The sequence below is a fragment of the Actinacidiphila acidipaludis genome (assembly GCF_019890725.1).
Lineage (GTDB): Bacteria > Actinomycetota > Actinomycetes > Streptomycetales > Streptomycetaceae > Actinacidiphila > Actinacidiphila acidipaludis.
Genome location: NZ_JAINZZ010000016.1, coordinates 112,804 through 136,803, shown reverse-complemented (window position 1 = coordinate 136,803; position 24,000 = coordinate 112,804). Strand labels below are relative to the sequence as shown.

Genomic DNA, 24,000 nt, shown 5'->3' with positions numbered 1-24,000 from the left:
ACGCACATCCGACAACTTCAACGGCCGCCGCATCACCTCCGCGGACCGAATGATGTTCTCCAACTCCAGCGCACCGTCCTCACCACCGGCCATCGACGGACGCAGACTCATCATGTCCACATTCGGCACCACACCGCCAGGCGTCCCCACCGTGACCTCGTGCCCGGCCTCGGTCACCTTCTTGTACGGCATCGCGAACTCCTCGGCCCAGTACCCCGTGGCATACCGCGTCCCGTCCTTGAGAACCCAGTACGTGGCCCCGGTGACGATGAACAGTATTTTCGCCATGACGCTCAGCCTCCTGGCTCTTTCCCGACCGTAGGCCCAACCGTTTCCCAGCGTAAGCACGGGCCGCCGGGGCCGCATGTGGACCGGGGTGCGGCGCCGAGCGGCCGTTTCCGCGGGGCAGCGCCGAACGCCGCCCGGAAACCGTGGCGTTGGAATTCCGGGCGGGGTGCGTCCGCCGGGGCGTTCAGGCCGTGAGGGAGGTCCAGGTGCCGTGTTCCGGCGCCCGCAGCCGGGAGGACAGTCCGGCGGCGTCGAAGGCCGTCGCAATGCGGTCGCGGCCCTCGGCGAAGTGGCCCCACCCGTCGTAGTGCGCGGCCAGCACGACCGGAGCGGCGAGCACGGCGGCGGCAGCCGCAGCCCGGACGCTGTCCAGACTCAGCGGCCGGTCCTGGAACTTGGCCGGGACGTGGGCGGCCCCCATGTGCAGCACCGCCGCGTCGATCCGCGGCATCCGGCGGGCGATCTCGGCGACGGTCGCGATCGAGGCGTTGTCGCCGCTGATGTAGACGGTGGGCAGGCCGTCGCCGGACAGCACGAAGCCCGTCACCTCGCAGTTGACGAATCCGTCCGCCGTGCGCTCCCCGTCCTCGGGGCCGTGCACGGCCGGGACGGCGGTCACGGTCACCTCGCCGCCGCCCGGCCGGGGCACGGTCGCCGCGGCCCACGACGCCAGGCCGGTCGCCCGCTCCCCCAGCCGGGACGCACTGCCGGGACAGGTGACGAGCGCGGGAGCGGCCAGCGCGAAGGCACGGCCGGCGGCGTCCAGGTTGTCCGGGTGCTCGTCATGGCTGACCAGCACCAGGTCGACCGCGCCGAGCTGTCCGGCGGTCAGCGCCGGGCCCTCGGTCTTGGTCAGATAGCCCTGCCCGCCCGGCGGGTCGAAGGTCGGGTCCGAGACGATCCGCAGCCCTCCGTAGTCGAGCACCGTCGTGGGTCCGCCGAGCACCGTCGCATGCAGTTCCCTGCGGACGAGTTCCTGATCGGCCATCGCGTTCCCGTCTCCCGGCTCGGATCGGCGCGCGGACCGCCCGAGTCCGCCCAGGTGTCCCGCCGCTCTCCCACCATAGGCAGCCGGAAAGCGGGTCGCACATGGCGCCGGCTGTGCGCCAAACGGTCAGCAGGTGTGCGGCACGCGAGGGAGCGGCGGCGTTCCGGCGTTTCCCGGTGCCATCCTGCCGGAGTCGCCAACACGGGAGTTGTCATGCCGGAGCCCCCCGCTCGTATCGTCGCCGACCCCGCTCCACTGGGCCTGGCCGCCTTCGGAGCGACGACGTTCATGCTCAGCCTCTTCAACGCCGGGGTCCGGCCGTCGCTGGTCGCCGCGGTCTTTCCGACGGCATTTCTCTTCGGCGGAGTCGTGCAGCTCGTGGCCGGCATCTTCGAACTGAGACAGGGCGGGACGTTCGGCGGGACGGCGTTCTCCGCCTTCGGCGCCTTCTGGATGTCCTATGCCGCCTTCGGCCATTTCATCGTGCCGACCCTGCCGCCCGGCCAGGCGCCTTTCGCGACCGGGATGTTCGCGCTCCCCTGGGCGATTCTGGCGTTCTATCTCACCGTCGCGACACTGCGGACGAACTGCGTCCTGCTGGCGCTCTTCACGGGTGCCACGACCACACTCACCCTGCTGTCGATCGCCGAGTTCCTGGACTCCGACCCCTGGCGGCGGGCCGGCGGGGCGACCGGCCTCATCACCGCGGGGCTCGCCCTGTACGGATCCTTCGCCGGGGTGATCAACACGACCTGGGGACGGCCGCTGATCCCGACCTTCCCCGACCCGGGAAAGCGCCTGGCCCACCTCGGTCACCGCATGAACCGCCCCCTGTCCCTCACCAGCTCGGCGGGGGAACGGGAGGTCTCGGAGAACCGCTGAGCGCGGGCCGCTCCGCAGGGGGCGGCCCGCGGCGGCGGGCGGGCTCAGTCCTGCGGCATGACGGGCGAGACGTGGTACTGGCGGATCCGCCACTCCGCGCCGTCGCGCACCACGACGAGCGACATGTAGACGTGCGACTGCGGGCCCTCGGGGTTGCGTATCGTGACGTCGGCGTAACCGCCCGCCACGTCCTCGCCGAGGGTGTACGTGTGCAGGACCGTGCCCTCCGCGACCCGGTCGGCGGGAACCACCGCGTAGTAGGCGCGCACGGCGTCGCGGCCCTCGGTGGGCTCCGGCCCGAAGCCCTGGAAGAGGGCGTCCTCGGTGAACAGCTCGGCCATGGCGTCGGGGTCGTGGCGGTTGAAGGCGGCGGTCCAGCCGTCCAGCGCGGCGTGTACGGGGTGACTCATGGCGGCTCTCTCTCAGCGTGCGGGGCGGCGGATGCCGGTGGCGGGCGGCGGATGCGGTGTGTGCGGGCCGCCCGTGGGCCGTGTCCGGCCGCCCATGTTAGACGACCGGTCTAGTAAGACTAGACGACCGGTCGTAGACTGGGTGCCATGGGACGCACCAGTGATGCCAGGCAGAAGATCCTCGACGCGGCGCAGGCGCTCATCGAGCTGCGCGGCTACTCGGCGCTGGGCGTGGCCGAGATCTGCAAGGCCGCGGGGGTGCCCAAGGGCAGCTTCTACTACTTCTTCGAGTCCAAGGAGTCGCTGGCCCTGACGGTGCTGGACGAGCACTGGGCCGCTCAGCGCACGGCGTGGACGGGCCTGCTGACCGACACCGCCACCCCGCCGCTGCACCGGCTGCGCCGGCTCTTCGAGGAGACCGAGGCCGCGCAGCTCGCCGGCCAGCAGGACTGCGGCACGGTCTCGGGCTGCATGTTCGGGAACCTCAGCCTGGAGATGAGCAACCAGACCGAGGCGGTCAGGACGCGCCTGCAGGAGATCTTCGACGCACAGGTGGACATGGTCGAGGCGGTCGTCGCCGAGGCGCGCGACCGCGGCGAGGCCGGGGTGACCGACGTCCACGAGGCCGCCCGTTCGGTGGTCGCGCAACTGGAGGGCCAGGTGCTCTTCGCCAAGCTCTACAACAGCACCGGGCGCCTCGGCAGCCTGTGGCCCAACTGCCTGGCGCTTCTCGCGGCGCGTGCGCCGGAGGGCACGGCCGTGCGCGCCTGACCGCCGCCGGCGTCGGCGTGGGAGGCCTGGCCTCGCACGTAGGAGGATTTCCGTCCCGGCCGGGCTTTGACTTCGCCCGTCCGCATGCGTTCACTGAGGTAGCCGACCGACCGACTACCGCACGCCGGGGCGTGGCGCCGCCCGCACCCGCCGAGAGGACCACACCGCACATGTCACCCTTCCCCGGCTCCACCGGCTCCCCCGACGCCAACGGCTTCCCCGGCTTCACCGGTATCGCCCACATCGCCGTCGTGGTTCGTGACCTGGAGACCAGCGTCGACTGGTACGAGCGCGCGCTGGGATTCGAGCGGGTCGGGGACGTGCGGCCGGGACCGGTCGAGGCGGGGCACCCGCGCCAGCTCATGCGCCACGCCGCCGGCGGTCTGACACTGGCCGTGCACGAGCCGCTGCGCCGCAGCGGCGACCTGTTCGACCCGTCCCGGACCGGGCTCGACCACTTCTCGCTCACCGTCGCCGACCGCGCCGCCCTCGAGGCGTGGATCCGTCACCTGGACGGCCTCGGGTTCCCGCACTCGCCGGTACGCGACACCGGATACGCGGAATTCCTCACCGTGACCGACCCGGACGGCATCCCGTGGGAGCTGTGGGCCGCAGGGCCGCAGCAGTGAGCCCCGCTCCCGATCCGCAACGACCCGCCGCCGCACAACCTCTGGAGTTCCCCGTGTCCCCGTCGCCCTCCCCCGCCTCCCCCACGAACGTCGACTTCTGGTTCGACCCGGTCTGCCCGTGGACCTGGCTGACGTCCCGCTGGATGCTGGAGGTCCGCGAGGCCCGGCCCGTGACGGTGTCCTGGCACGTGATGAGCCTGTCCGTGCTCAACGAGAACCGGCTCGACGAACTGCCCGACCACATCCGCGAGCTGATGGGCCAGGCGTGGGCGCCGGTACGCGTGCTGGTCGCGGTCGGGCAGCTGCACGGCCCGGAGTGGCTCGAACCGCTCTACACCGCGCTCGGCACCCGCTACCACCTGCGGCAGGAGCCCCGGAACCGGGCGACGCTGGAGGCCGCGCTGCGTGACGTGGGACTGCCGGTGGAGCTGGCCGACGCCGGTGACACCGACCGCTGGGACGCGGAGCTGCGCGCCTCGCACAGCCGCGGCATCACCCTGGTCGGCCAGGACGTCGGCAGCCCGATCATCGCCGTGCCCGGCCCGGACGCGGGCAGCGACCCAGTCGCGTTCTTCGGGCCCGTCGTGAATCCCGCGCCCAAGGGCGAGGAGGCGGCCAAGCTCTGGGACGGCGTCCTCACCGCGGCCTCGACACCGGGGTTCTACGAGATCAAGCGCACGCGCACCAGCGGGCCCGATTTCAGCTGAACACGTCCATGGATGAGACGCCGGCCGTCCCCACCGTGCCCGCCGCAGCCGCCGCCCCGTCCGGACCCGCCCCGCCCCGGCCCGCCCCCGCCCCCCGCACCGCCGGTGAGGCGGGGGCGGGCCGGCCCCCGTGGTTCGAGGTGCTCGGTCCGGTGCGCGCCTGGCGCGGCGACCACGAGATCGCCCTCGGTTCGCCGCAGCAGCGCGCGGTGCTGACGGCGCTGCTGCTGCACGACGGAGCGGTCCTGACCCTGGACCAGCTCGTGGCCGCCCTGTGGGGCGACCTCGCGCCGCCCGCCGCGCGGGCGACGATCCGCACGTACATCTCCCGCCTGCGCCGGGCGCTCGCGGGCGGCACACCGGATCCGGTCATCACCTCGGTGGGCGGCGGCTACGCCGTGCCCGCCGCCCACGGCTCCAGTGACCTCGCCGAGTTCGAGCGCCTGCTGCGGGCGGCACGCGAGGCCGGCGCCGACGGCGACCCGGAGACCGAGGCCGAGCGGCTGGCGGCGGCCCTCGCGCTGTGGAAGGGCGCCCCGCTCACCGGCGTCCGGGCCGAGTACGCCGAGCACGAGCGGGTCCGGCTGGACCAGCGCCGGCTCACCGCCGTCGAGGAATACGCCGCGGCCCAGCTCACGCTCGGCCGCCCGGCCGAGGCCGTGGGGCTGCTGGCCTCGGTGGTCGCCGAGGAGCCGCTGCGCGAGCAGACCCGTGTGCTGCTCATGCTCGCCCTGTACCGGGCGGGCCGGCAGGCCGAGGCGCTCGGCGTCTACCAGGACGCGCGCCAGTTGCTCGCCGACGAGCTCGGTCTGGAACCCGGCCCCCAGCTCCAGCGCATGCAGCGCCGCATCCTGGGCTCCGACCCGACCCTGGAACGGCCGCACCCCGGGGTGCCGCCGAGCCGGCACTCCCTGTTCGGCATCGGGCCGCCGGAAGCGCCACCGCTCGGCACGCGCCCGCCGGCCGTTCCCACCCCTCCCGGTCGGCGTCCCGGCCCGCTGCCACCGGCCCCCGCGGCTTCCGGCCCCGTCCCGTCGGCGACGGCGACGGCGACGGCGGTCAGCCCTTTGCCGGCCGCGCACCCGCCGGCAACGCGGGCGACGCGCCTCCGGCCGCCGAACGCACCGGCCGCGTCCCCGCAACCACCGCCGCCTTCGCCGCAACCGCCACCGCCACCGCCGCCCCAGCCGCTCGCCGCTCGTCCCGTCGCCGCGGTGCGGCCCATGCAACTCCCCCCGGATCTGGCGCACTTCACCGGTCGCGCCGACCTCGTACGCCGTGTCGCGGACACCCTGAAGCGGGGAAGCTCCGGAGCGGCGGGGGCGTCCGTCCCGGTGCTGGGCCTGACCGGTCCGCCCGGTGTCGGCAAGACGGCCCTTGCGGTCCACGCCGGCCACACCGTCGCCGCGGACTTCCCCGACGGGCAGTTCTACGTCGACCTGGGCGCGAGGGTGGACGGCACACCGCCGCTCTCCACCGAGGTCCTGGCCGGGCTGCTGCGCGGTGTGGGCGTCGCCGACCGGGACGTGCCCGCCACGGCGATCGAGCGCGCCGCTCTCTGGCGGTCCGCCACCGCCGGGCGCCGGCTGCTCCTGGTCGTCAACGGTGTCACGGCTGCCGAACAGGTCCTGGACCTGCTGCCCGGGTCCTGCGGGCCGGCGGTCCTGGTGACCGCCCGCCGCAGGCTGTTCGGGCCCGCCCACGCCGAGTGGGTGACCGTCGGCGGGCTGACGGACGACGAAGGGGTCGCGCTGCTGGGCACGCTCATCGGCGAGGAGCGGATCGCGGCCGAACCCGTCGAGGCGCGCAGCCTGGTGCGGCTCACCGCCGGACTGCCGCAGGTTGTCCATGCGATGGCGGCGCGGCTGGCGGCCCATCCATGGTGGGCGCTGACCGTGTCGCTGGAGCGTCTGAGCGATCGCGGCCACGCGCCGGGGCCGCTGCCCGCGGAGTGCCGGGCGCTCTGGGACCGGTACGGCTCCGCGCTGCGCGAGCTGTGCCCGGATCAGGCCCGGGCACTGTGCCTGCTCGCGGTCCCCGAGACCCCGGACATCTCGCTGGCCGCCGCGGCGGCCGTCCTCGGCCTGCCGGAGCGGGACACGGCGGCGCTGCTGGAGTCGCTCGCCGACGTCCACCTGATCGAGGCGGAGGCCTGTGACCGCTTCCGCCTCCTCTACCCCTTGCGGATGTTCGCCCTGAGCCGGGCGGTGGCCGACGAGGGGCGCGAGGCGTGCGACGCCGCGCTGGCCCGGCTGGCCGCGTTCTACGCCGCCACCGCGCGCGAGGCGCTGCTGCGCCTCGACCCCGAGCTGGATCTTCCGGACGCGGGGTGCGGCGGCCTCTCCTTCTGCCGGCCGGAGACGGCGCGGGCGTGGCTGCGGGCCGAGCACCGGCAGTTCACGGTGGTGGCGGCGCAGTCGGCGAAGACCGGCATGGCGGCGAAGACCGGCATGGCGGCGTCGGCGGCCGGACGGCCGGTGCAGGCGTCGCGGCCGGGTCCGGCGGCTGGAGAGTCGTCGGGGCCGTCCGGGACGGCGGGACCGTCCGGAGTGCCGACGCCGTCCGGAGCCTCGGGATCGTCCGGGCTGCCCGGACCGTCCGGGGCGGCGGCGTGGCGCGTCAACCGGCCCGCGGGTACGGCGGAGAGCGCGGCCGGGGGCCGGGACGTACCGGCGGGCACGACGGTGGCGGAGGTGCTGAGCCGGCTGGCCTGCCTGGCGGCCCGGCTGACCGGGGCGACGGCCGAGCGCTGACCGTTGCGAGGGCCGCGGGGTGACCGGGGCGACGACCGCGCCCTGACCGTTGCGAGGGCCGCGGGCCGGCTGTTGCGAGGGCCACGCCCCGGCCGGCGCGAGAGCCACAGGATGACCGGTACGAGGGCCACAGGATGGCCGGCGCAAGGGCCGCGGGCAGGCCGGCGCAACAGTCCTGGGCCGGCCGGCCCTTCGCCTCGACACGGCCGCGGCACCTCCGTGGCGCAGCCGCGGCCCGGCGGGGGGAGCCGGCGGCCCGGGCGCCTGCGCGCTCACGAGCCGGTGCTCACGCCCCCGCCGGGCCGCGGCGGCAACTCACATCTTCATGCCGGGCATGTCGTCGGACATGCCGGTGCTCGACCCCATGAGCGCCATCTGCCGCTTCTGCACGGTGAGAACGGCGGGCGGCATGATCACGACCGGCCGCATCATGCCGTCGTCCTCGTGGTCGAGGAGGTGGCAGTGGTACATGAACCGGCCGGTCTGCGCACCGAACCGGCCGGCGACGCGGACCATGGAGTTGCCCGGCACCAGGACGGTGTCCTTCCAGCCCGACTCCTCCGGCGCGATCGGCTGCGCCGCACCCAGGGTGAGGGGCTGCGCGGTGCTCTGCGTCGCGGTGTCGATCGTGCCCTTGAGGGCGTTGCGCTGCAGCAACTGGAAGTCGATCAGGTGGATGTGGATCGGGTGCGGGATGGGGATCGGCCCCGCGTTGAGGAACGTCCACACCTCGAACCCGCCGCTCGCGGCGTAGAAGTTGGTGCGGTCCTCGAAGTAGTTCGCCACCCCGCGGAAGGTGCGCAGCTTCCCGTCCAGTTCGAGCTGCACGATGCCGGGGCCGGTCTTCGTGCCGGACGCGACCTCCTGGAGCTCCTGGAGGGCCGGCATGCCGAACTTGTCCACGATCAGCCCGACGAAGCGCTCCACCGCGTCGGCCGGCACGTCCTTGGCGGTCAGCGGCCGGAAGGCGGCCGACAGCTTCCTGGGCACACGGTACTTGGGCGCGGCGTTGCGGCCGACCCGGAACTGCATCACCTCAGGACGTCCGACACCGGCGTCCGGCACGGGCGAGCCCGCGGGCACGCCCGGGATGGTGTTGACGAAGCGCAGCCGCTTGCCCGCGAACACCGAGAAGTCGATGACCACGTCGACGCGTTCGGCCGGCATGAGCGAGATCGTCTCGCCCGCGGGCTGCGGCTCGCCCAGCAGGCCGCCGTCGGTTCCGATGACCGTGACCGCGCCCGGCAGCGGCTTCCCGGTCGCCTCGTCGAGGAGGGCCAGGATGAACTGGCGGGTCAGCGAGTTGTTGACCATGCGGAAGCGGTAGGCGCGCGCCTCGACGTCCATGTACGGCCACACCACGCCGTTGACGATGGTGAAGGGTCCCTCGAAGGCCAGGGTGGGCGGGTTCGCGTCGGGCGAGGACGCCGGCGCGGCGGCGATCCGCTTGTAGAGGATGCGGCCTTCGAGACGCCCCTGGGCGTCCTTCTCGAAGTTGATGTCCGCCAGGGACAAGGTGACCTCGTAGTCGTCCTTCGGGAGGCCGAGCGCGTCCTCCCGCTCGTCCCGCACGAGGTACGAACCGGCCAGCCCGCTCAGCACGTTGGGGCCGGTCACCGGCATCGCGTGGTCGTGGTAGAAGAGGTGCGCCGCCTTCTCGTTGGTGTACTCCGTGAGCTGGCTGCTGCCTGGGGTCACCGCGTCGTCGGGCTGCCCGTCGCTGATCGCGTGCTGGTAGCCGCCGTGCAGGTGCACCGCGGTCCACGGCGTCAGCGCGGCCATGTCGGGGCGCTCGGCCGCGCCGCCGGAACCGGCCACGTTGTAGGGGTGGAGGCCCGGCGGGGGGCCGTCGGGGGCGACGTAGACCGCCTTGACGGGGAGGGTGCCGCGCAGCTTGTTGGTCCAGGCGAAGCGGAGGCGTTCACCGCGCCGCGCCTCGATCGTGGGGCCGGGGAAGTGCCCGGCGTAGGTCCACATCGGCACCGGCGGGAGCTGGGAGTGCAGACGGACCGTCTGGTTCACCATCTCCATCTCGGTGATGCCGTCGTGCTTGGGGGCGAGCGTGGGAGGCTGTCGCAGCTTGTCCTTGAAGGGTGTCAGATCGGTGTACTGCGGGCTCGACACACCGTCGAACCCGCCGTTCTCGGCCGCATTCGCACGCATCAGCTCGGTGGCGCTGTAGAACGCCGCCGACGTGACGGCAACCCCGGCCATGGTCCCGGTGGCCATGCTGAGGAACCGTCGTCTGCTGTGCTTTCCGGTCACAGGTGTTACTCCTTGGCTCTTCTTCCGCGGTCCGCCGCCCGGCCGTCTTCACGCGGCTGAGCAGGGACGACGCACAGGTTCAGCTCAAGGTGACAGAGCGGTGTTGGCGTTCTGTTGACGTCCCGCATACGGCGCTCCGGCCGCGGGCCCCGGACGGCCGGGACGCGTGGCGGCAATGCCGGGGAGGTCCCGCGGTGTGACTTAGGGTGGTCATCCGGGTACTCGTGGCGAGCAGTGAGGGTGGTGGCGCATGATCGGGTGTGGACGCCCGGCCGGGTGCCCCCGGCCGGGCTCGGGTCGTGCGGCCGAGCGGCGGCGCGCGTTGTGAGGCCGGTGCAGGACGTGCTCGGGCCGCACGTCGCCGCGGCGGGCGATCCGTCCCAACTGCTGCCCGCGCGCGAGCAGATGGCCTTCACCCTGGGGTTCCACATCATCCTGGTGCCGTTCGGGGTGGCGCTGACCACGCTGATGCTCGTGGCGCACTACCGGGGGCTGCGCAAGGGTGACGCGGAGGCGATGGTGCTGGCCCAGCGGTGGGCCAAGGTCTCGGCGGTGCTCTTCGCCGTCGGCGCCATCACCGGAACCGTGCTCTCCTTCGAACTCGGCATCCTCTGGCCCGGCCTGATGGGCCGCTACGGAGCCGCCTTCGGCTTCCCGTTCGCCATCGAGGGACTGTTCTTCTTCACCGAGGCGATCTTCGTCTCCATCTACATCTACGGCTGGCGGCGGCTGCGGCCCTGGCCGCACTTCTGGACGGGCGTCGTGGTCTCGCTGTCCAGCATCGGCGGAGCCGCCGCGGTGATCGCCGCGAACAGCTGGATGAACCAGCCCGGCGGCTTCACCCTGGTCAACGGCCGGGTGGCCGACGTCAGTCCGGGGAAGGTCTTCTTCAACGGCGCCTTCTGGTACGAGCTGCTCCACATGCTGCTGGCCGCCTACATCGTGGCCGGGTTCGTGGTGGCGAGCGTCTACGCCGTGGGCATGCTGCGGCGCCGCACCGTCCCGGACGAGGGGCGGGCGACGACGTCGGCGGGGCACGACGCGGCGAGGTACAACCGGCTGGGCTTCCTCATCGCTTTCGCCATCGCCGCGGTCGCGGTGCCCTGCCAGATCGTCGTGGGCGACACCATCGCCCGCTACGTCTTCGACTCCGAGCCGGCGAAGTTCTCGGCGATCGAGCTCCTGCCGACCACCGGCACCCACGTGCCGGAGACGCTCGGCGGCATCCTGCTCGACGGAAAGGTCCGCGGCGGCCTGCAGATCCCCGACGGCGCGTCACTGCTGGCCGGGTTCAGCGTCAACACCCGGATCTCGGGCCTGGAGGCGATCCCGGCCCAGCACCGGCCCACCGACCGCGAGGTGAGCCTCGTCCACCTGTCCTTCGACGTCATGGTGGGCCTCTCCTTCGCCCTGCTGGCCCTCGGCCTGTGGTGCGCCTGGCTGCTGTGGCGCCGCCGAGTGCTGGAGCAGCAGCGATGGTTCCTGCGGGCCTGCGCCGTCAGCGGTGTCGCCGCCGTCGTCTGCCTGGAGACGGGGTGGATCGTCACCGAGGTGGGCCGCCAGCCCTGGATCGTCGTCGGACACCTCCTGACCAGGGACGCGGTGGCCACCCAGGGGAACCTGTGGGCGTTCTTCGCCGCCGTCCTGGCCATCTACCTGGCCGTCGGCCTGACCGCGGGCGCGGTCCTCGTCTCGATGAAGCGGCGGTGGCAGGCCGGGGGCGACGACAGCGTGGTCGTGCCGTACGGGCCGCGCGGCGGGGTCGCGGGCGCGCCGCCCGAGGAGGCGGGGACCCGATGACCGACCTGATCGCGGTCTTCCTGTTCGTCGGGGTGGTGGCCTACGCCGTGCTCGGCGGCGCCGACTTCGGCGCGGGGTTCTGGGACCTGACGGCCGGCGGCGCCGCCCGCGGCCGGGCGCCGCGCCACCTCGTCGACGTCTCGCTGAGCCCGGTGTGGGAGGCCAACCACACCTGGCTCATCTACTGCCTGGTGATGCTCTGGACCGGCTTCCCCCGGGCGTTCGCCGCGATCACCACCACCCTCTACATCCCGCTGGGCCTCGCGGCGCTGGGCATCGTGCTGCGCGGCGCGGGTTTCGCCTTCCGCCACGCCTCGCTGCGCACCCCCGAACAGCGCGTCTACGGTGCCGCGTTCGCGCTGTCGTCGCTGCTGGCGCCCTACTGCTTCGGCTCGGTCGCCGGCGGCATCGCCTCCGGACGGGTGCCGACGGCCGGTAACGGTGATCCCGCGACGAGCTGGCTCAACCCGACGTCCGCGCTCGGCGGGGTCCTGGCCGTGCTGGTGTGCGCCTACCTGGCGGCGGCGTATCTGTGCGTGGCGGCCGCGCGCCAGGGGGACACGGACCTGGAGGGCTACTTCCGCGACCGCGCCCTGGCGGCCGCGGTGGTGACCGGACTCGTCAGCATCGCGGGCATCTTCATCCTGCGCAGCGACGCCCACCGTCTGTTCGTCGAACTCAGCCATCGCGCGCTGCCCCTGGTGATCCTGGCGGCCGTCGCCGGGCTCGGCAGCATCGGCCTGATGCTGCGGCGGGCCGGCATCCCGTTCGGGCTGCGCGAGACGGCGGGCGCGGCAGTGGCGCTGGTCGTCCTCGGCTGGGGCGTCGCGCAGTACCCGTATCTCCTGGGCACCCATCTCACCCTCGACGCGGGGGCCGCCCCGCGCCCCACCCAGTGGGTCCTGGTCGGCGTGGCGATCGCCGCCGGCGCGGTCATCCTCCCCTCCCTGGTCGTCCTGTTCCGCCTGGCCGGCCGCGGCCGCCTCGGGGGCGTGACCGACCAGATCAGCGGCTGACGGCCCCTCACCACACCGCAGCCCGCGAAGGACGCGGGCGGCGGGGTCAGGTGACGGGCAGCGGGCGGCGCACCAGATAGACGGAGACGGCGGCGGCGAGCACGATCACGCAGGCCACGAAGAGCACGCCCGCGCTGCGCAGCCCCGGCCCGAGGGCCACGGCGCCGATGCCGACGACCGGGATGGACAGCCCGACGTAGCCCGCGACGAAGAGCGCCGAGAGCGTGGCGCCGCGCTGCTCCTCCGGTGCGACGCGGCTCACCGTGGCGACGCTGCTGCGGAACGACAGTCCCTGCCCCAGCCCGCTCACCATGGCACCACCGACCAGCAGCCCCAGGTTCTCGTCCAGCAGCGACACCCCGATCAGCACCAGTCCGGCCACCAGCACCACGCAGCCCAGGAACAGTGAACGCGCGACGCCGAGAAGGCCCATGAGGGACTGCCCGGCGAGCGAGGCGAGGAAGGCGGACATGACGACCGCGCCGGAGGCCGCGATGTTGTCGACGCCCAGGTACTTCGCGAGGAAGGCCGGTGTGACCGCGGTGAACAGGCCCAGGACCGAGAACCCGGCGAACACGGCGACGGCCGCCGGCCTGAACGCCGCACGCGCCTGGACGGGGACCACCATTCCCTGCACGCGCAGCGGCGGCCGCGGATCCTGCCGGGCGACGGTCTCCGGGGCGATCCACACCGCGGCGAAGGACAGCGCGAGCAGCCCGAGATGGACCACGAACGTCAGCCGCAGCGGGTGGGGCGCGTACTCCCCCAGCAGTCCGGCGAGGACCGGCCCGCATCCCAGGCCGCCCATGTTGGCCACGGTCGCGGCCAGGCCCGCGCGTCCCCGCTGCTCTGGCGCCGCCAGTTCCATGATGGCCGCGGTCGCCGCCCCGCTGAACAGCCCCGCGGAGAAGCCCGAGAACACCCGTCCGACGAACAGCAGCGGCAGTCCGTGGGCGGCGAGGAAGCACACCGCGCTCAGCATCGAGAAGCCGATGCCCGCCATGAGGACCGGCCGCCGCCCGAGCACGTCCGAGAACGACCCGGCGATCAGCAGGGCGGCGATCACCCCGCAGGCGTAGACGGCGAAGACCACCGTGACGACGAACTCGGAGAAGCCGATGTCCTTGCGGTAGAGGTCGTACAGCGGCGTCGGCAGCGTCGTCCCCGCCATGACCACGGCGAACACCAGCGCCATCAGCGCGTACCAGGCGTGCACCGGACGCTTCTCCTGACGGGAAGAGGTCACGTCCTCACCCTAGTCACCCGGTCCGCCGGGGCCGGGTTGATTCCTCGGCGGTGTCGGAGCGGCCGGCCCCCGTCACCGGGCGGCGCGCAGTTCGGCGTACAGCTCCGGCCCGCTCCAGGTGCGGGGCGCGGACTCGGCCGCGTGGACGAGGGCGGCGAGGCGGGCGTTGGCCGGAGCGCCCCGACCGTGGGCCGCGGCGAGGGCGACGACCTCGCCCTGCAGCGAGTCGATCTCGGTGGCCCGGCCGCGTTGCAGGTCCTCCCACATCGAGGACCGCGCGTGCGCGTCGATGCGCAGCGAGGCGGCGGCCACCCGGCGGAAGACCCCGTCGGGCAGCCCCAGCACATAGGGGGTGACACCGGGCGCCGTGGGGCCGAGGCGGGCGGGCGTGACCCCGGCAGCCCGGTAGGCGGCGAGCGCCTCACGCTGGCACAGCGCCAGACAGCGGCGGTACGGACGCAGGCCGAGCTGGTCGCGCAGCGGCAGCCCGGACAGGGCGTTGACCGCGTTGTTGAGGTTCATCAGCAGCTTGGCGTGCTGCACCTCGGGCATGTCGGCGCGGGCCTCGACGGACAGACCGGCCTTGCGCAGGGCGGTGGCGAGCGTGTCGTCGGGCTCGGTCATGAGCCGGCCCGGCATGCCCTGGTGCACGGTGCCGGGCGCGGACCCCACCACGTTGTAGGGCACCATCCCGGCCCGCACGGTGTGCCCGGGAAGCGCGGCACGCAGAGTGGCGGGGTTGTGCAGCCCGTTCTGGAAGCTGACCACGACGGCGCCCGGGGCGAGATGGGCGGCCAGGTCACCGGCGGCCGCACGGGTGGCGGCGGTCTTCACGGTGACCAGCACGTAGTCGGCGCCGGCCGCGGCCTCGGCGGCGGTGGCCAGCGTCAGCCGGTCGGGCGGGAGGTGGGCCGGCGGCCGGACGGACGTGCTGAGGGTCAGGCCCCGCTCACGCAGGACGTCCATGGCGGCGGGCCGGCCGACGAACGCCACGTCGTACCCGGCGGCGACGAGATGGCCGCCGAGGTGACAGCCGATGCTGCCGGCGCCGAGGACGGCGAAGCGGGGCGTGGTCATGGGCGGCTCCTGCGGGGTGGGGGCGATGCACAGGGGAACGGCGATGGTGACCGAAGGGGCGGGAGGCGGGGCGCCCGCACCGAGGGGTCGCGGACACGACAGGCCCCACGATCACACGTTCGCCCCGCCCGCGGCAGCCCCTGCCCGCGGCCGACAGCCGGCTGCCCCGCGCGGCCGGAGCCGTGCGGGGCAGCCCGTGCGCCGAACCGTCAGGAGAACGTGCAGGTGATCGAGCCGTTCGGGGTGTTGATGCCGGACGAGGTGGCCGTGAAGCCGAACGTGGTGCTGCCGTCCGGCGCGATGGTCCCGTTGTAGGAAGCGTTGGCGACCTGCACGGCGTTGCCGCTGGTGGTCAGCGTGCCGTTCCAGAGCTGGGAGATCTTCGTCCCGTCGCCCAGGGTCCAGTTCACCGTCCAGTGACCGGTGGGTGAGGTGCCGTGGTTCATGACCTCGACCGATCCCTGGAAGCCGCCGCTCCAGGCGTTGGTCACCGCGTACATGGCCATGCAGGTGTTGCCCGGGCTGGTCGGCGGCGTCGTGGGGGGCGTGGTGGGCGGCGTGGTGGGCGGGGTGGTCGGGGGCGTCGTCGGCGGGGTGGTCGGCGGGATCGTGCTGCCGTTGTGGATGCCGGTGACCTCGCCGTGGCCGCCGTCGAAGGCGATGTCGGAGCACGAGAAGAAGTTCTCGTTGCTGTCCGAGCGGACCCACTGGATGAACATCAGGGCATTGCCCGAGCGGCCCGACGGCAGCGCCTGGTCCCAGTAGTAGTGACCGCCGTCGGTGCCGGGCGAGCCGACCGCTGGCGGGTTGGTGACGCTGCCGACCTGGTCCAGGTCGGCCCACGCCAGCGGAGTGGTCGGCGACCAGCCCTGCTTGGTGAGGTAGATCCGGAACGTGCCGGGGTGCGCCGCCCAGTTGCTGTACTGGAGCTGGATCGTGGACCCGGACGTGAGGTGGGTGCGCGGCCAGTCGTCGCGGGCCGCGCTGTAGGCGGAGAAGTCGTAGGGCGACTTGTTGCCCGCGCTGCAGAGGGTGCCGTCGGGAACGTAACCGACGTTGCGCCCGGCCGCGTTGGAGTCCAGTACGGCGAACCAGTTGTACAGCGGCGTCGTGCCGCTCTGCGCGACGGCGGCCGCGCAGGCCGGGTTGGTGGGGACGAGGGCGCCCGTGGAGGTCTGCGCGTCCTCGTAGCACAGGTAGGTGCGGGATCCGGGCATCATGGCGACGCCGTGCGCCTGGGCCGAACTCTGCCCGAGGACGACGAAACCGACCGCCGCGAGCAGCGTCAAGAGTCCCGCTAAGAGGGAGAACGTCCGTTGCCTTCTCAAGGTGGGTGACCTTTCCGGCAGCGTCCCGAGGCCGTGGGCCACCGCAGCCGGGACCCCGGGGCGTGGTGGGGGGAAGCGGTATGGGAGCGCTCCCATACCGCTTGCGAACATAACAGCCCCTCAGCACCGTGTAAACAGCCGACGGCGCCGGACCGGCTAGCCGTGGCGGCTCCAGCGGGCGGGATCCTCCTCGAGGGTGGCGCGGTCCCAGCGGCCGCTCTCCGCGGCCGCCTCATAGGTGGTCTGCAGGAACTCCAGCGCCATGGCATCGGGGTCGGCGGCGGTGCGGACGGCCTCGTACGGCAGCAGGAACTCGCCCTCGTCCGTGCTGTAGTGGGCCTCGGCGGGACGGACGGGATAGCCGGAGAAGCCGTCGGGCTCGGGGTAGGCGTAGGCGTAGAACGCCCCTTCATCGCCCGCGCCGGGCCAGAAGCCGCAACTGCTGAGCTCGCGCGAGTAGGCCTCCTCCATCACCCAGGCGCCGACGTTGGGGGCGCCGCCGGGGTGGGGTGGCGCGGTGCGCCCGGAGAAGCGGGTGCAGGCCAGGTCCATGGCACCCCAGAACAGGTGGACGGGACTGGCCTTGCCGACGAACCGGGCCCGGAACTCGCCCAGCACGCGATTGAGTTGCAGGAGCTGACGCCAGAACAGCCGGGCGGCCTCGGCGTCGTAGGACGCGTGCCGGTCGTCCTCGGCGAACGGGATGGCGGGCTCGACCTCGTTGGGGCGGGGCCGGATGTCCGTCTCGATGCCGAGATCGGCGAGGGCGCGCAGCGTCTCGTGGTAGAAGCGGGCGACCGACTTCGGCTCCAGCGCCACGCCGGCGACGCCCCCGGTGTCCCGCCGGATGACCAATCGGTGGTCCACGAAGTCGAATTCGACGTCGAAGGCGCCGTCGCCGTACGGGACGGCGGAGGTGGTCAGGCCGCGCGGGCTGACGTAGAAGGGCACTTGCCACCAGTGGTTCAGCAGCGGCGCGTGGCCGAGCCGGACCTTGCCGACGACCTGGGTCCACATGTGCAGGGTGTCGCGCGTGTCGGACCAGTCGTCGACGCGGAGTCGCGGCCATGCCGTCTGTGTGGGGCTGGGCTGCTGGGACACCGAGCACCTCCCGGCGGATCACATCACTGACGTCATCACATCATTGCATCGCCGACATAACGGACATGATACCGGCGGCGGGGGAAGCTCTCTCGGGGTGCGGGGTGCGGGGTGCGGGGTGCGGGGTGCGGGGTGCGGGGTGCGGGGTGCGGGGTGCGGGGTGCGGGGTGCGGGGTGCGGGCGCACCCTCTCCGCGGGCGGGCCTCAGACCCGAGCGTTACGTTGAGTAAATGACCCGGCAGAAGACGGTGAGCCCGGAAAAGCACCTGCACCGCGCCGATCCGGTATTGGGCGAGGTCATCGACCGTGTCGTCGGCAGGGGCGGCGTGCTGCCCTCACTGCCGCCCGACCCGAGGCTGGCGGCCGATCCCCTCATGCCCACGGACTGCTACGGCGTCCTGATCCGGGCGATCGCCGGCCAGAACATCTCCGGATACGCCGCCCGCGCCATCTACCGGAAGCTGACCGAGCGCTTCGGCGGGCGCGTTCCCACTCCGCGGGAGATCCTGGACGAGGACCCGGACGCGCTGCGCGTTGCCGCCGGCCTGTCGCACGCGAAGACGCTGTCGCTGCGCTCGCTCGCCGAACGCATCCTTTCGGGGGACCTGCAACTCGGCCGGCTGCACGACCTGCCGGACGAGGACGTGGTGTCCCAGCTCAGCGCCGTCAAGGGCATCGGGACGTGGACGGCGGACATGTTCCTCATCTGGCATCTGCACCGGCCGGACGTGCTGCCGGTCGGTGATCTGGAACTGCGGCGCGTCGTGGGGCGGGTCTACGGTCTGCCCGGGCCTCCGCGACCGGCCGATCTGCGGCCCGTCGCGGAGCCGTGGCGCCCCTACCGGACGTTGGCCTGCCTCTTCCTGTGGCAGGAGGCGGAGGCACCTTCGAGGGTCTGAGCCCCCCCGTCCGCCGCTCGCAGGGCCGCCCCCGGCCCCACAGCACAGGGTGCCGACCTCGGCGCGAGAAGAAGCCCCGCGCGGCGCCGAGCCCGGCGCAGCGCTCGCGGACCCGCACAGTCCCCAGCCCCGCACAAGCCCCAGCCCTCACGGCAGGAAGCAGGAGCAGCGATGGACATGGAGATGGCCGGCAAGAACGCCGTGGTGACCGGCGCCAGCAAGGGGATCGGCCTGGCGATCGCCCAGGCCCTGGCGGACGCGGGGGCCCACGTGGTCGGCGGCTCGCGCAGCCTCAGCACCGCTTTCGGGGAGCTGGTGGAAGCGGGCCGCGCGACGTTCGTGCAGGGCGACCTGAGCCAGGCGTCGGGACCGGCGGACCTCGTGGCGGCGGCGGTGGAGCGCGGCGGCGTCGACATCCTGGTGAACAGCGTGGGCGCGGTGACGCCCCGGCCGGACGGGTTCCTGAGCATCACGGACGACGACTGGAACACGGCGTGGACGCTCGGGCTGATGACCGCGGTCCGCACCACACGGGCAGCGGTGCCGGCCATGGTCGACGGCGGCGGGGGCGGGGGCGTGATCGTCATGATGGGCTCGGTCAACGCGTTCCTGCCCGATCCGCTGGTGCTGGACTACTCGGTGGTCAAGGCGGCGCTGACGAACTTCGCCAAAGGGCTGTCGAAGGAACTGGGACCGCGGGGCGTCCGCGTGGTCTCGGTGAGCCCGGGGCCGGTGGAGACGGACCTGTGGCTCGGGGACAGCGGGGTGGCCCGGACGATGGCAGAACGCACCGGGAAGCAGCCGCAGGACATCGCGGCGTCGGCGGTCGCGGGCACGCCGCTCGGGCGGTTCAGCACCCCGCGGGAGGTGGCCGACCTGGTGACGTTCCTGGCGGGAGCCCGTGCCGCCAACATCACCGGCGCCGACGTCACGATCGACGGCGGGATGATCACCACGATGCGCTGACGGCCGCGGCGGCACTGTGGTCAGGCAGGACTCCGGACGGTGTGCGCGCGGTCGCCGCAGGTGGCAACTCCCCCTTGTGGCCGACTTGTCGGACTTGATGTGCAATGGGACGTACGGCGACTCCCCCCGGGGTCGCGCGCCTCAACTGTCCGACCTCAACTGTCCGAGGCGAATGGGATCCGGAGGGCTCCTCGTGAAGCATCACACCCGAGCGTTCATCGCGGTCACCGGAACCGTCTTCTTCCTCTCCTCCGCCGGCGCGGCCTACGCCGACGGGAGCAGCCACAGCGCGGCCGGCGCGGCGCCCGCGGCGAGTTCACCGCCGGCCACGTCGTCCGCGACGGTGTCCGCCAAGTCGGGCCCGCTGGGCACCATCCTGGTCAACAGCAAGGGCGACACGCTCTATCTCTTCCAGAACGACAAGACGTCCACGTCGACCTGCAACGGCAGTTGCACCCAGCAGTGGCCGCCCCTGACGGTGAGCGGCAAGCCGACCGCGGGCAGCAACGTCAAGAGCAGCATGCTCTCCACGTCGACCCGCAGCGACGGCTCCAAGCAGGTCACGTACAACGGGCATCCGCTGTACACGTTCTCCGGCGACAAGAAGCCGGGTCAGATGAACGGGCAGGGCCTGACCGCGTTCGGCGCCAAGTGGTACGTGGTCGGCACCGACGGCAAGCAGATCACCAAGACCGCCACCTCCTCCTCACCGCCCAGCGGTTACTGACCCAGCGCCATCCAGCGCGGCGCCGGCCGGGACCCCCGGCAGCTCTCACGAGCCGGGGTCCCGGCCCTCGTCATGCCCGCCGCGGGCGAGTGCCGGCGGCCCGGCCCCTGCAACGAGTACATCCAGCACGTGGGTTCCGGCCTGTTCGCCTGACCGCCCGACCCCGCCGGTCCGGAGCACGCGTGGGCGGACGGGTGTCCGGAATTCCGCGGGGGATTCCGGGTATGTGCTCCGGCGGTCGGCCCGACGGCCGGCCCGGCGGTCAGTACGCCGAATAGACGTTGTCGATCGAACCGTACATCGCCGCCGCGTAGTTGCAGGCGGCCACGATGTTGGCGACGGGATCCATGATGTCGTCCGAGGTACCCGCCACGTGATAGGTGTCGAACGTCGGCTGGATCACCTGGAGCAGGCCCTTGGAGGGCGTTCCCTTGGCGGCGTTGGAATCCCAGTTGTTCACCGCGTTGGGGTCGCCGCTGGATTCCCGCATGATGTTGCGGTAAATCCCGTCGTAGGTACCGGGAATGTTGTGCTGGGCCATGACGGCCAGTGCCTGCTTGATCCAGCCGTCGAGGTCGTTGGCGTAGGCGGTCGTCGGCGTCGCGGTCGCCGTGGCCGTGGCCGTGGGGGTCGCCGTGGCCGTGGGGGACGCCGAAGCGGTCGGTGCCGCCGAGGCCGTCGGCGTGGCCGCGGGGCGCGTGGCGACGGTGTGGTGGGTGGTGGGCGCGGGGCGCCGCGCGGGGGCGGCCGCCGTGTGGTGTGCCGTGGCCTTGTGCGTCGCCGCGGGCTTGGCGGTCTGCCGCCGCTGCCGCGTCTCTTCCTGCTGGTGGCGCGTCTGGTCGTGCGCGCGCTGCAGGGCGAAGGTGGACTGCCGCGCCATGTTGGCGACGGCCGCGTTCGCCGCTCCCGAGCCGGCGTGTCCGGCGCCGTCTGCGGCGCTGCGGGCGCTCCCCGCGCTCGCGGCGGAGGCGGTCTCGGTGAACGGGGACGGCGCTCGCAGAGCGGCCACCGTGAGCGCTGCCGCGCCGGCGGTGACGACGGCGATCGCCGAGTTCCTGGTCTTGCGGTGCATACGAGGGCGTGCGTGTCTGGCCATGGCCGACCCGGCCTTTCCGATTGCCTGACCCAAGCCACCGGTTCGTTGTGCGGGCCGAATTGACGGCGCCGCTCTGTGGCTCCGGAGGCATTTTTCTAACCGCCGGGAACTCGCCCTGACAAGGCACCGTCTACTAAGCGGCTTCGTCGCCGGAAAGCCGCCGGATTCGCTTCCGGCCCGAAAGGTCGGGCACGGACGGGAATTGTGTCGCGCTTTTTCCACTAAGCCGGACCGTAAGTGGCATGGGTCACATGACCTGGATCACCCGCGAGCTCCGCCGCCCAGATGCCGAAATTCCCTTGCTTGACGCCCTGTTCGACGTGTAAGCGTCGATTTCACCCAAGCAAGACTCAACCGAACAAATGGTGCACCCTTTCCGTGCGTGACCGGATCAGCCCGTCGCGCATCCCCGTTGATCGACACCGGCCGCCCGGAGAGGATGGACGGCGGACGGGGCGGGGCGTCGGACGCGGGGAGGACTGCAGGTGGCAGGCGGTTGGGAGGTCGACCTCCTGCTGGGGGGCATCGTCATGGCGGGGGCCTCGGTCCAGTGGCTCACCGGGATGGGCTTCGCGCTCGTCGCGGCGCCCGCGCTGGTCCTGGTGGTCGGGCCGGCGGACGGCGTACGGCTGGTGAACTGCGCGGCCGGCGTGATCAGCCTGATCGGGTTCACCGGCGACTGGCGCCGGGTCCGGCCGGGCGCGATGGTCCCGCTGATCCTCGCATCGGTCTGCACGGTGCCCGCAGGGAGCTGGGTGGCGTCACGGCTCCCCGCCTCCGCGCTGCTCATCTGCATGGGCGGCCTGGTCACGGTGCTGGTGCTCTTCGTGATGCGCGGCGGCCGGATGACCGCGCTGCGCGGGGTCCGCGGTGCCCTCACCGCCGGTGCGGCCGGGGGCTTCATGAACTCCTCGGCAGGGGTGGGCGGTCCCCCGATCTCGATGTACGCCGTCAACGCCGGCTGGACGGTCCGCGAGTTCGTGCCGAACGCGCAGTTCTACAGCATCATCGTGAACGCGGTCTCGGTGGCCTCCAACGGGGTGCCGCGGGTCGGCGGCACGGTCTGGGAGCTGGCCGCCGCGGGGCTGGCCCTGGGCGCGGTCCTCGGGAAGTTCCTGGCCGACCGGGTGCCGGAGGACGGCGCGCGGCGCCTCGTCCTGCTGCTGGCGCTGACCGGCGGGATCACCACGCTGGCCAAGGGGGTGTGGGGGTTGTGACCGGGCACGGGCGTCGGTGCCGACGGGCGCGGGCTCCCCTGCTCAGCCGTGACGGCCTCCGTGCCGACGGGCGCGGGCTCCCGTGCCTACCGGTGACGGCCTCCGTGCCGACAGGTGCCGGCTCCCCGCCGGCACCGACCGGTGCGGGCTCAGCCCAGCGCGGTGTCCCCGCACAGGTGGACCTTGATGCCGAGCCCGGCGAACATCGCCGCCTTGGCCAGCAGGCCCTTGTCGGCGGTCTCGGCATCCGGCGCGTACACCACGTTGAGGTGGTTGGCCCGGTGGCGGGCCATGAACTGGTCGCGGGTGACGCCGTGCAGCACCGCGTGCATGATCGGCCACTGCGGTGTGGTGGCGTCCAGCCGCCGTCGCGTCTCCTCCTCGGGCAGATCGACGACGGTGGCGCGGCCGAGGTCCGCGTGGAGTTCGCCGTCCATGATGAACACCCGCGACCAGACGATCTCCCCCGGCTTGGAGACGCCGCTGAGCGTGCCGCCGCCCAGCGGGAAGAACATCGGCGGCTGCCGCATGCTCCACGACCGGCCGTAGCCGCCGTTGTGCGACGCCGGGACGGAGCCGGAGATCTCCATCACCCAGACGAAACGGCCCTCGTACTCCTCGCCCCAGCGGATGTCGTGCAGCGTGGTGGCCGGGTCGAGACCCATGGCCGTCCAGATGCGGTTGGTGATCAGGGAGTCGACGGCCACGCCCTCGTCGACCTCGTTGAAGTGCGGCAGGGCGGCTTCCGGGTAGAGCTCGCGGGAGCCGTCGCGGCTGCGGACCGGGGGCCGTTCCACGTTGTCGAGCAGCCCCTCGGCGAGGTCGCTGGCGGGGACGGTGTCCTTCAGTCCCTGCTGGTACTGGATGCCGACGGCGTCGAGCCCGAAGTCGTCGGCCATCCGCAGCGCGGCCACGTACATCGCGAACTGGCTGAGGAGCTGGGCGTCGGTCAGCTCGGTCGCCTCGTCGGTGCCGGTGTGGAACGCCAGGCCCGCGGCGTCCAGCCAGGCGCGGACGCCGGCCGCCTCCTCCTCGGTCACCCGGCTCATCTCCGCGACGAGCGCGCTCTGCGACAGCCGCTCCTTGTAGATGCCCATCGGGTTGAGCAGTTCGTCGTCGAAGATCGCGTTGTACATGCCCGTGCAGCCCTCGTCGAAGACGCCGATGACGGCCTTCTCCGTGACCAGTTGCCGGGCCAGCGCCGTGCCGAGCTCGGTCTCGGGGCTCGCGGGCAGTGAGGTCAGCGCGGGCAGGTCCCGCACATGGCTGGTGTCGTGGGTCAGCCGGCCGGTGTCGAGCCAGGTCTTGAGGCCCTGCAGCGCCCAGTCGTCGGTGAAGTCCTCGCTCCACAGGACGGAGTAGGGCGTGCCGGCCTTGGTCATGCTGCCGGCCAGGTTGAGCAGGCCCACCAGGCCGGGGAACTCCCCGCTCCAGTTGGCCACCACCAGGATCGGGCCGCGGTGGCTGCGCAGGCCGGCGAGCACGTGGTGGCTGTACTGCCAGACCGCTTCGACGACGATCAGCGGCGCGTCCGGCGGCAGCCGCCTTGAAGACCTCGATGCCGGCCCGCTGGCTGTCGATGAAGCCGTGCCGCTTGACCGGATCGGGCTCGTGGCCGCGGACGACCTTCCAGCCGAGCGAGCCGACCGCGGCGGCGACCGCCGCCTCCAGCCGCTGCTGCACCGGCCAGCAGGTCACGTTGGCGCTCGGCCGCAGGTCGCCGCTGGCGATGGTGTGGACGACGCCGGGCTCGGCGGCCGGCGGCTGTATGGGCGTCGGCAGGGAATAGGTCATGCCGTGGGGCTCCTTCGCGGAGGCTGGGGGCGGGGGTTCC

General features: G+C 72.8%; 22 protein-coding genes. 12 read left to right on the top strand and 10 right to left on the bottom strand.

Annotated features, from left to right (window positions below):
• Positions 1-288 (bottom strand): type 1 glutamine amidotransferase family protein (locus tag K7862_RS15830; RefSeq protein ID WP_504740055.1); only part of this gene is annotated, 288 nt, incomplete at its 3' end.
• 184 nt (positions 289-472) lie between these two features.
• Positions 473-1,276, bottom strand: coding sequence for an MBL fold metallo-hydrolase (locus K7862_RS15825; protein WP_222963226.1), 804 nt, complete (start codon positions 1,274-1,276; stop codon positions 473-475).
• A 213-nt stretch (positions 1,277-1,489) separates the two neighbouring features.
• Here K7862_RS15825 and K7862_RS15820 point away from each other — a divergent pair, with 213 nt between their 5' ends.
• Positions 1,490-2,158 carry an acetate uptake transporter gene (locus tag K7862_RS15820; RefSeq protein ID WP_222963225.1) on the top strand — a complete coding sequence of 223 codons (669 nt, stop codon included), beginning with the start codon at positions 1,490-1,492 and terminating at the stop codon, positions 2,156-2,158.
• A gap of 44 nt (positions 2,159-2,202) precedes the next feature.
• Here K7862_RS15820 and K7862_RS15815 read toward each other — a convergent pair whose 3' ends face one another.
• Entirely contained in the window at positions 2,203-2,568 is a 366-nt protein-coding gene (locus K7862_RS15815) for an SgcJ/EcaC family oxidoreductase (protein WP_222963224.1), read from the bottom strand.
• Between the two features lie 147 nt (positions 2,569-2,715).
• On the opposite strand from K7862_RS15815, the gene K7862_RS15810 reads away from it, so the two are divergent.
• From K7862_RS15810 to K7862_RS15795, 4 genes are all read left to right on the top strand, one after another.
• A complete protein-coding gene (locus K7862_RS15810) occupies positions 2,716-3,339 on the top strand; it encodes a TetR/AcrR family transcriptional regulator (RefSeq protein WP_222963223.1) in 624 nt (207 codons plus the stop codon).
• Positions 3,340-3,509: 170 nt separating this feature from the next.
• Positions 3,510-3,968, top strand: a complete 459-nt coding sequence (locus K7862_RS15805; protein WP_222963222.1) for a VOC family protein — start codon at positions 3,510-3,512, stop codon at positions 3,966-3,968.
• Positions 3,969-4,021: 53 nt separating this feature from the next.
• Positions 4,022-4,675: a mycothiol-dependent nitroreductase Rv2466c family protein gene (locus K7862_RS15800; protein ID WP_222963221.1), complete on the top strand. Its 654-nt coding sequence runs from the start codon at positions 4,022-4,024 to the stop codon at positions 4,673-4,675.
• Between the two features lie 8 nt (positions 4,676-4,683).
• Positions 4,684-7,428, top strand: coding sequence for an AfsR/SARP family transcriptional regulator (locus tag K7862_RS15795; protein WP_222963220.1), 2,745 nt, complete (start codon positions 4,684-4,686; stop codon positions 7,426-7,428).
• 315 nt (positions 7,429-7,743) lie between these two features.
• Here K7862_RS15795 and K7862_RS15790 read toward each other — a convergent pair whose 3' ends face one another.
• The gene (locus tag K7862_RS15790) at positions 7,744-9,693 is read right to left on the bottom strand and encodes a multicopper oxidase family protein (RefSeq protein ID WP_222963219.1); all 1,950 of its coding nucleotides are present in this window, start codon (positions 9,691-9,693) and stop codon (positions 7,744-7,746) included.
• A 333-nt stretch (positions 9,694-10,026) separates the two neighbouring features.
• Between K7862_RS15790 and K7862_RS15785 the strand changes: the two genes are divergently transcribed.
• Both K7862_RS15785 and K7862_RS15780 read left to right on the top strand, forming a co-directional pair.
• Positions 10,027-11,493, top strand: a complete 1,467-nt coding sequence (locus K7862_RS15785; protein ID WP_308012009.1) for a cytochrome ubiquinol oxidase subunit I — start codon at positions 10,027-10,029, stop codon at positions 11,491-11,493.
• Positions 11,490-12,509, top strand: a complete 1,020-nt coding sequence (locus tag K7862_RS15780; RefSeq protein ID WP_222963218.1) for a cytochrome d ubiquinol oxidase subunit II — start codon at positions 11,490-11,492, stop codon at positions 12,507-12,509. The genes K7862_RS15785 and K7862_RS15780 overlap by 4 nt, the downstream gene beginning before the upstream one ends.
• 46 nt (positions 12,510-12,555) lie before the next feature.
• Here the strand turns inward: K7862_RS15780 and K7862_RS15775 are convergent, their stop codons facing one another.
• From K7862_RS15775 to K7862_RS15760, 4 genes are all read right to left on the bottom strand, one after another.
• Entirely contained in the window at positions 12,556-13,704 is a 1,149-nt protein-coding gene (locus K7862_RS15775) for an MFS transporter (protein ID WP_222963237.1), read from the bottom strand.
• A gap of 123 nt (positions 13,705-13,827) precedes the next feature.
• On the bottom strand, positions 13,828-14,832 hold the full coding sequence (locus tag K7862_RS15770; protein WP_222963217.1) for a 2-dehydropantoate 2-reductase: 1,005 nt from the start codon (positions 14,830-14,832) through the stop codon (positions 13,828-13,830).
• A gap of 209 nt (positions 14,833-15,041) precedes the next feature.
• Positions 15,042-16,121: a lytic polysaccharide monooxygenase gene (locus K7862_RS15765; protein ID WP_262413202.1), complete on the bottom strand. Its 1,080-nt coding sequence runs from the start codon at positions 16,119-16,121 to the stop codon at positions 15,042-15,044.
• Positions 16,122-16,316: 195 nt separating this feature from the next.
• Positions 16,317-17,261, bottom strand: coding sequence for a DUF5996 family protein (locus K7862_RS15760; protein ID WP_222963215.1), 945 nt, complete (start codon positions 17,259-17,261; stop codon positions 16,317-16,319).
• A gap of 230 nt (positions 17,262-17,491) precedes the next feature.
• On the opposite strand from K7862_RS15760, the gene K7862_RS15755 reads away from it, so the two are divergent.
• From K7862_RS15755 to K7862_RS15745, 3 genes are all read left to right on the top strand, one after another.
• The gene (locus tag K7862_RS15755) at positions 17,492-18,160 is read left to right on the top strand and encodes a DNA-3-methyladenine glycosylase family protein (protein ID WP_222963214.1); all 669 of its coding nucleotides are present in this window, start codon (positions 17,492-17,494) and stop codon (positions 18,158-18,160) included.
• Positions 18,161-18,331: 171 nt separating this feature from the next.
• Positions 18,332-19,126 (top strand): SDR family oxidoreductase, encoded by a 795-nt coding sequence (locus tag K7862_RS15750; protein ID WP_222963213.1) that lies wholly within the window; start codon positions 18,332-18,334, stop codon positions 19,124-19,126.
• 193 nt (positions 19,127-19,319) lie between these two features.
• A complete protein-coding gene (locus tag K7862_RS15745) occupies positions 19,320-19,853 on the top strand; it encodes a COG4315 family predicted lipoprotein (protein ID WP_308012008.1) in 534 nt (177 codons plus the stop codon).
• Between the two features lie 262 nt (positions 19,854-20,115).
• Here K7862_RS15745 and K7862_RS15740 read toward each other — a convergent pair whose 3' ends face one another.
• Entirely contained in the window at positions 20,116-20,949 is an 834-nt protein-coding gene (locus tag K7862_RS15740) for a transglycosylase SLT domain-containing protein (protein WP_222963211.1), read from the bottom strand.
• Positions 20,950-21,479: 530 nt separating this feature from the next.
• Here K7862_RS15740 and K7862_RS15735 point away from each other — a divergent pair.
• On the top strand, positions 21,480-22,166 hold the full coding sequence (locus K7862_RS15735) for a sulfite exporter TauE/SafE family protein (protein ID WP_222963236.1): 687 nt from the start codon (positions 21,480-21,482) through the stop codon (positions 22,164-22,166).
• A 149-nt stretch (positions 22,167-22,315) separates the two neighbouring features.
• Here the strand turns inward: K7862_RS15735 and K7862_RS15730 are convergent, their stop codons facing one another.
• Positions 22,316-23,650 carry a fucose isomerase gene (locus K7862_RS15730; protein ID WP_262413200.1) on the bottom strand — a complete coding sequence of 445 codons (1,335 nt, stop codon included), beginning with the start codon at positions 23,648-23,650 and terminating at the stop codon, positions 22,316-22,318.
• Positions 23,651-23,712: 62 nt separating this feature from the next.
• Between K7862_RS15730 and K7862_RS37595 the strand changes: the two genes are divergently transcribed.
• The gene (locus K7862_RS37595) at positions 23,713-23,955 is read left to right on the top strand and encodes a hypothetical protein (RefSeq protein ID WP_262413199.1); all 243 of its coding nucleotides are present in this window, start codon (positions 23,713-23,715) and stop codon (positions 23,953-23,955) included.
• Positions 23,956-24,000: the final 45 nt, after the last annotated feature.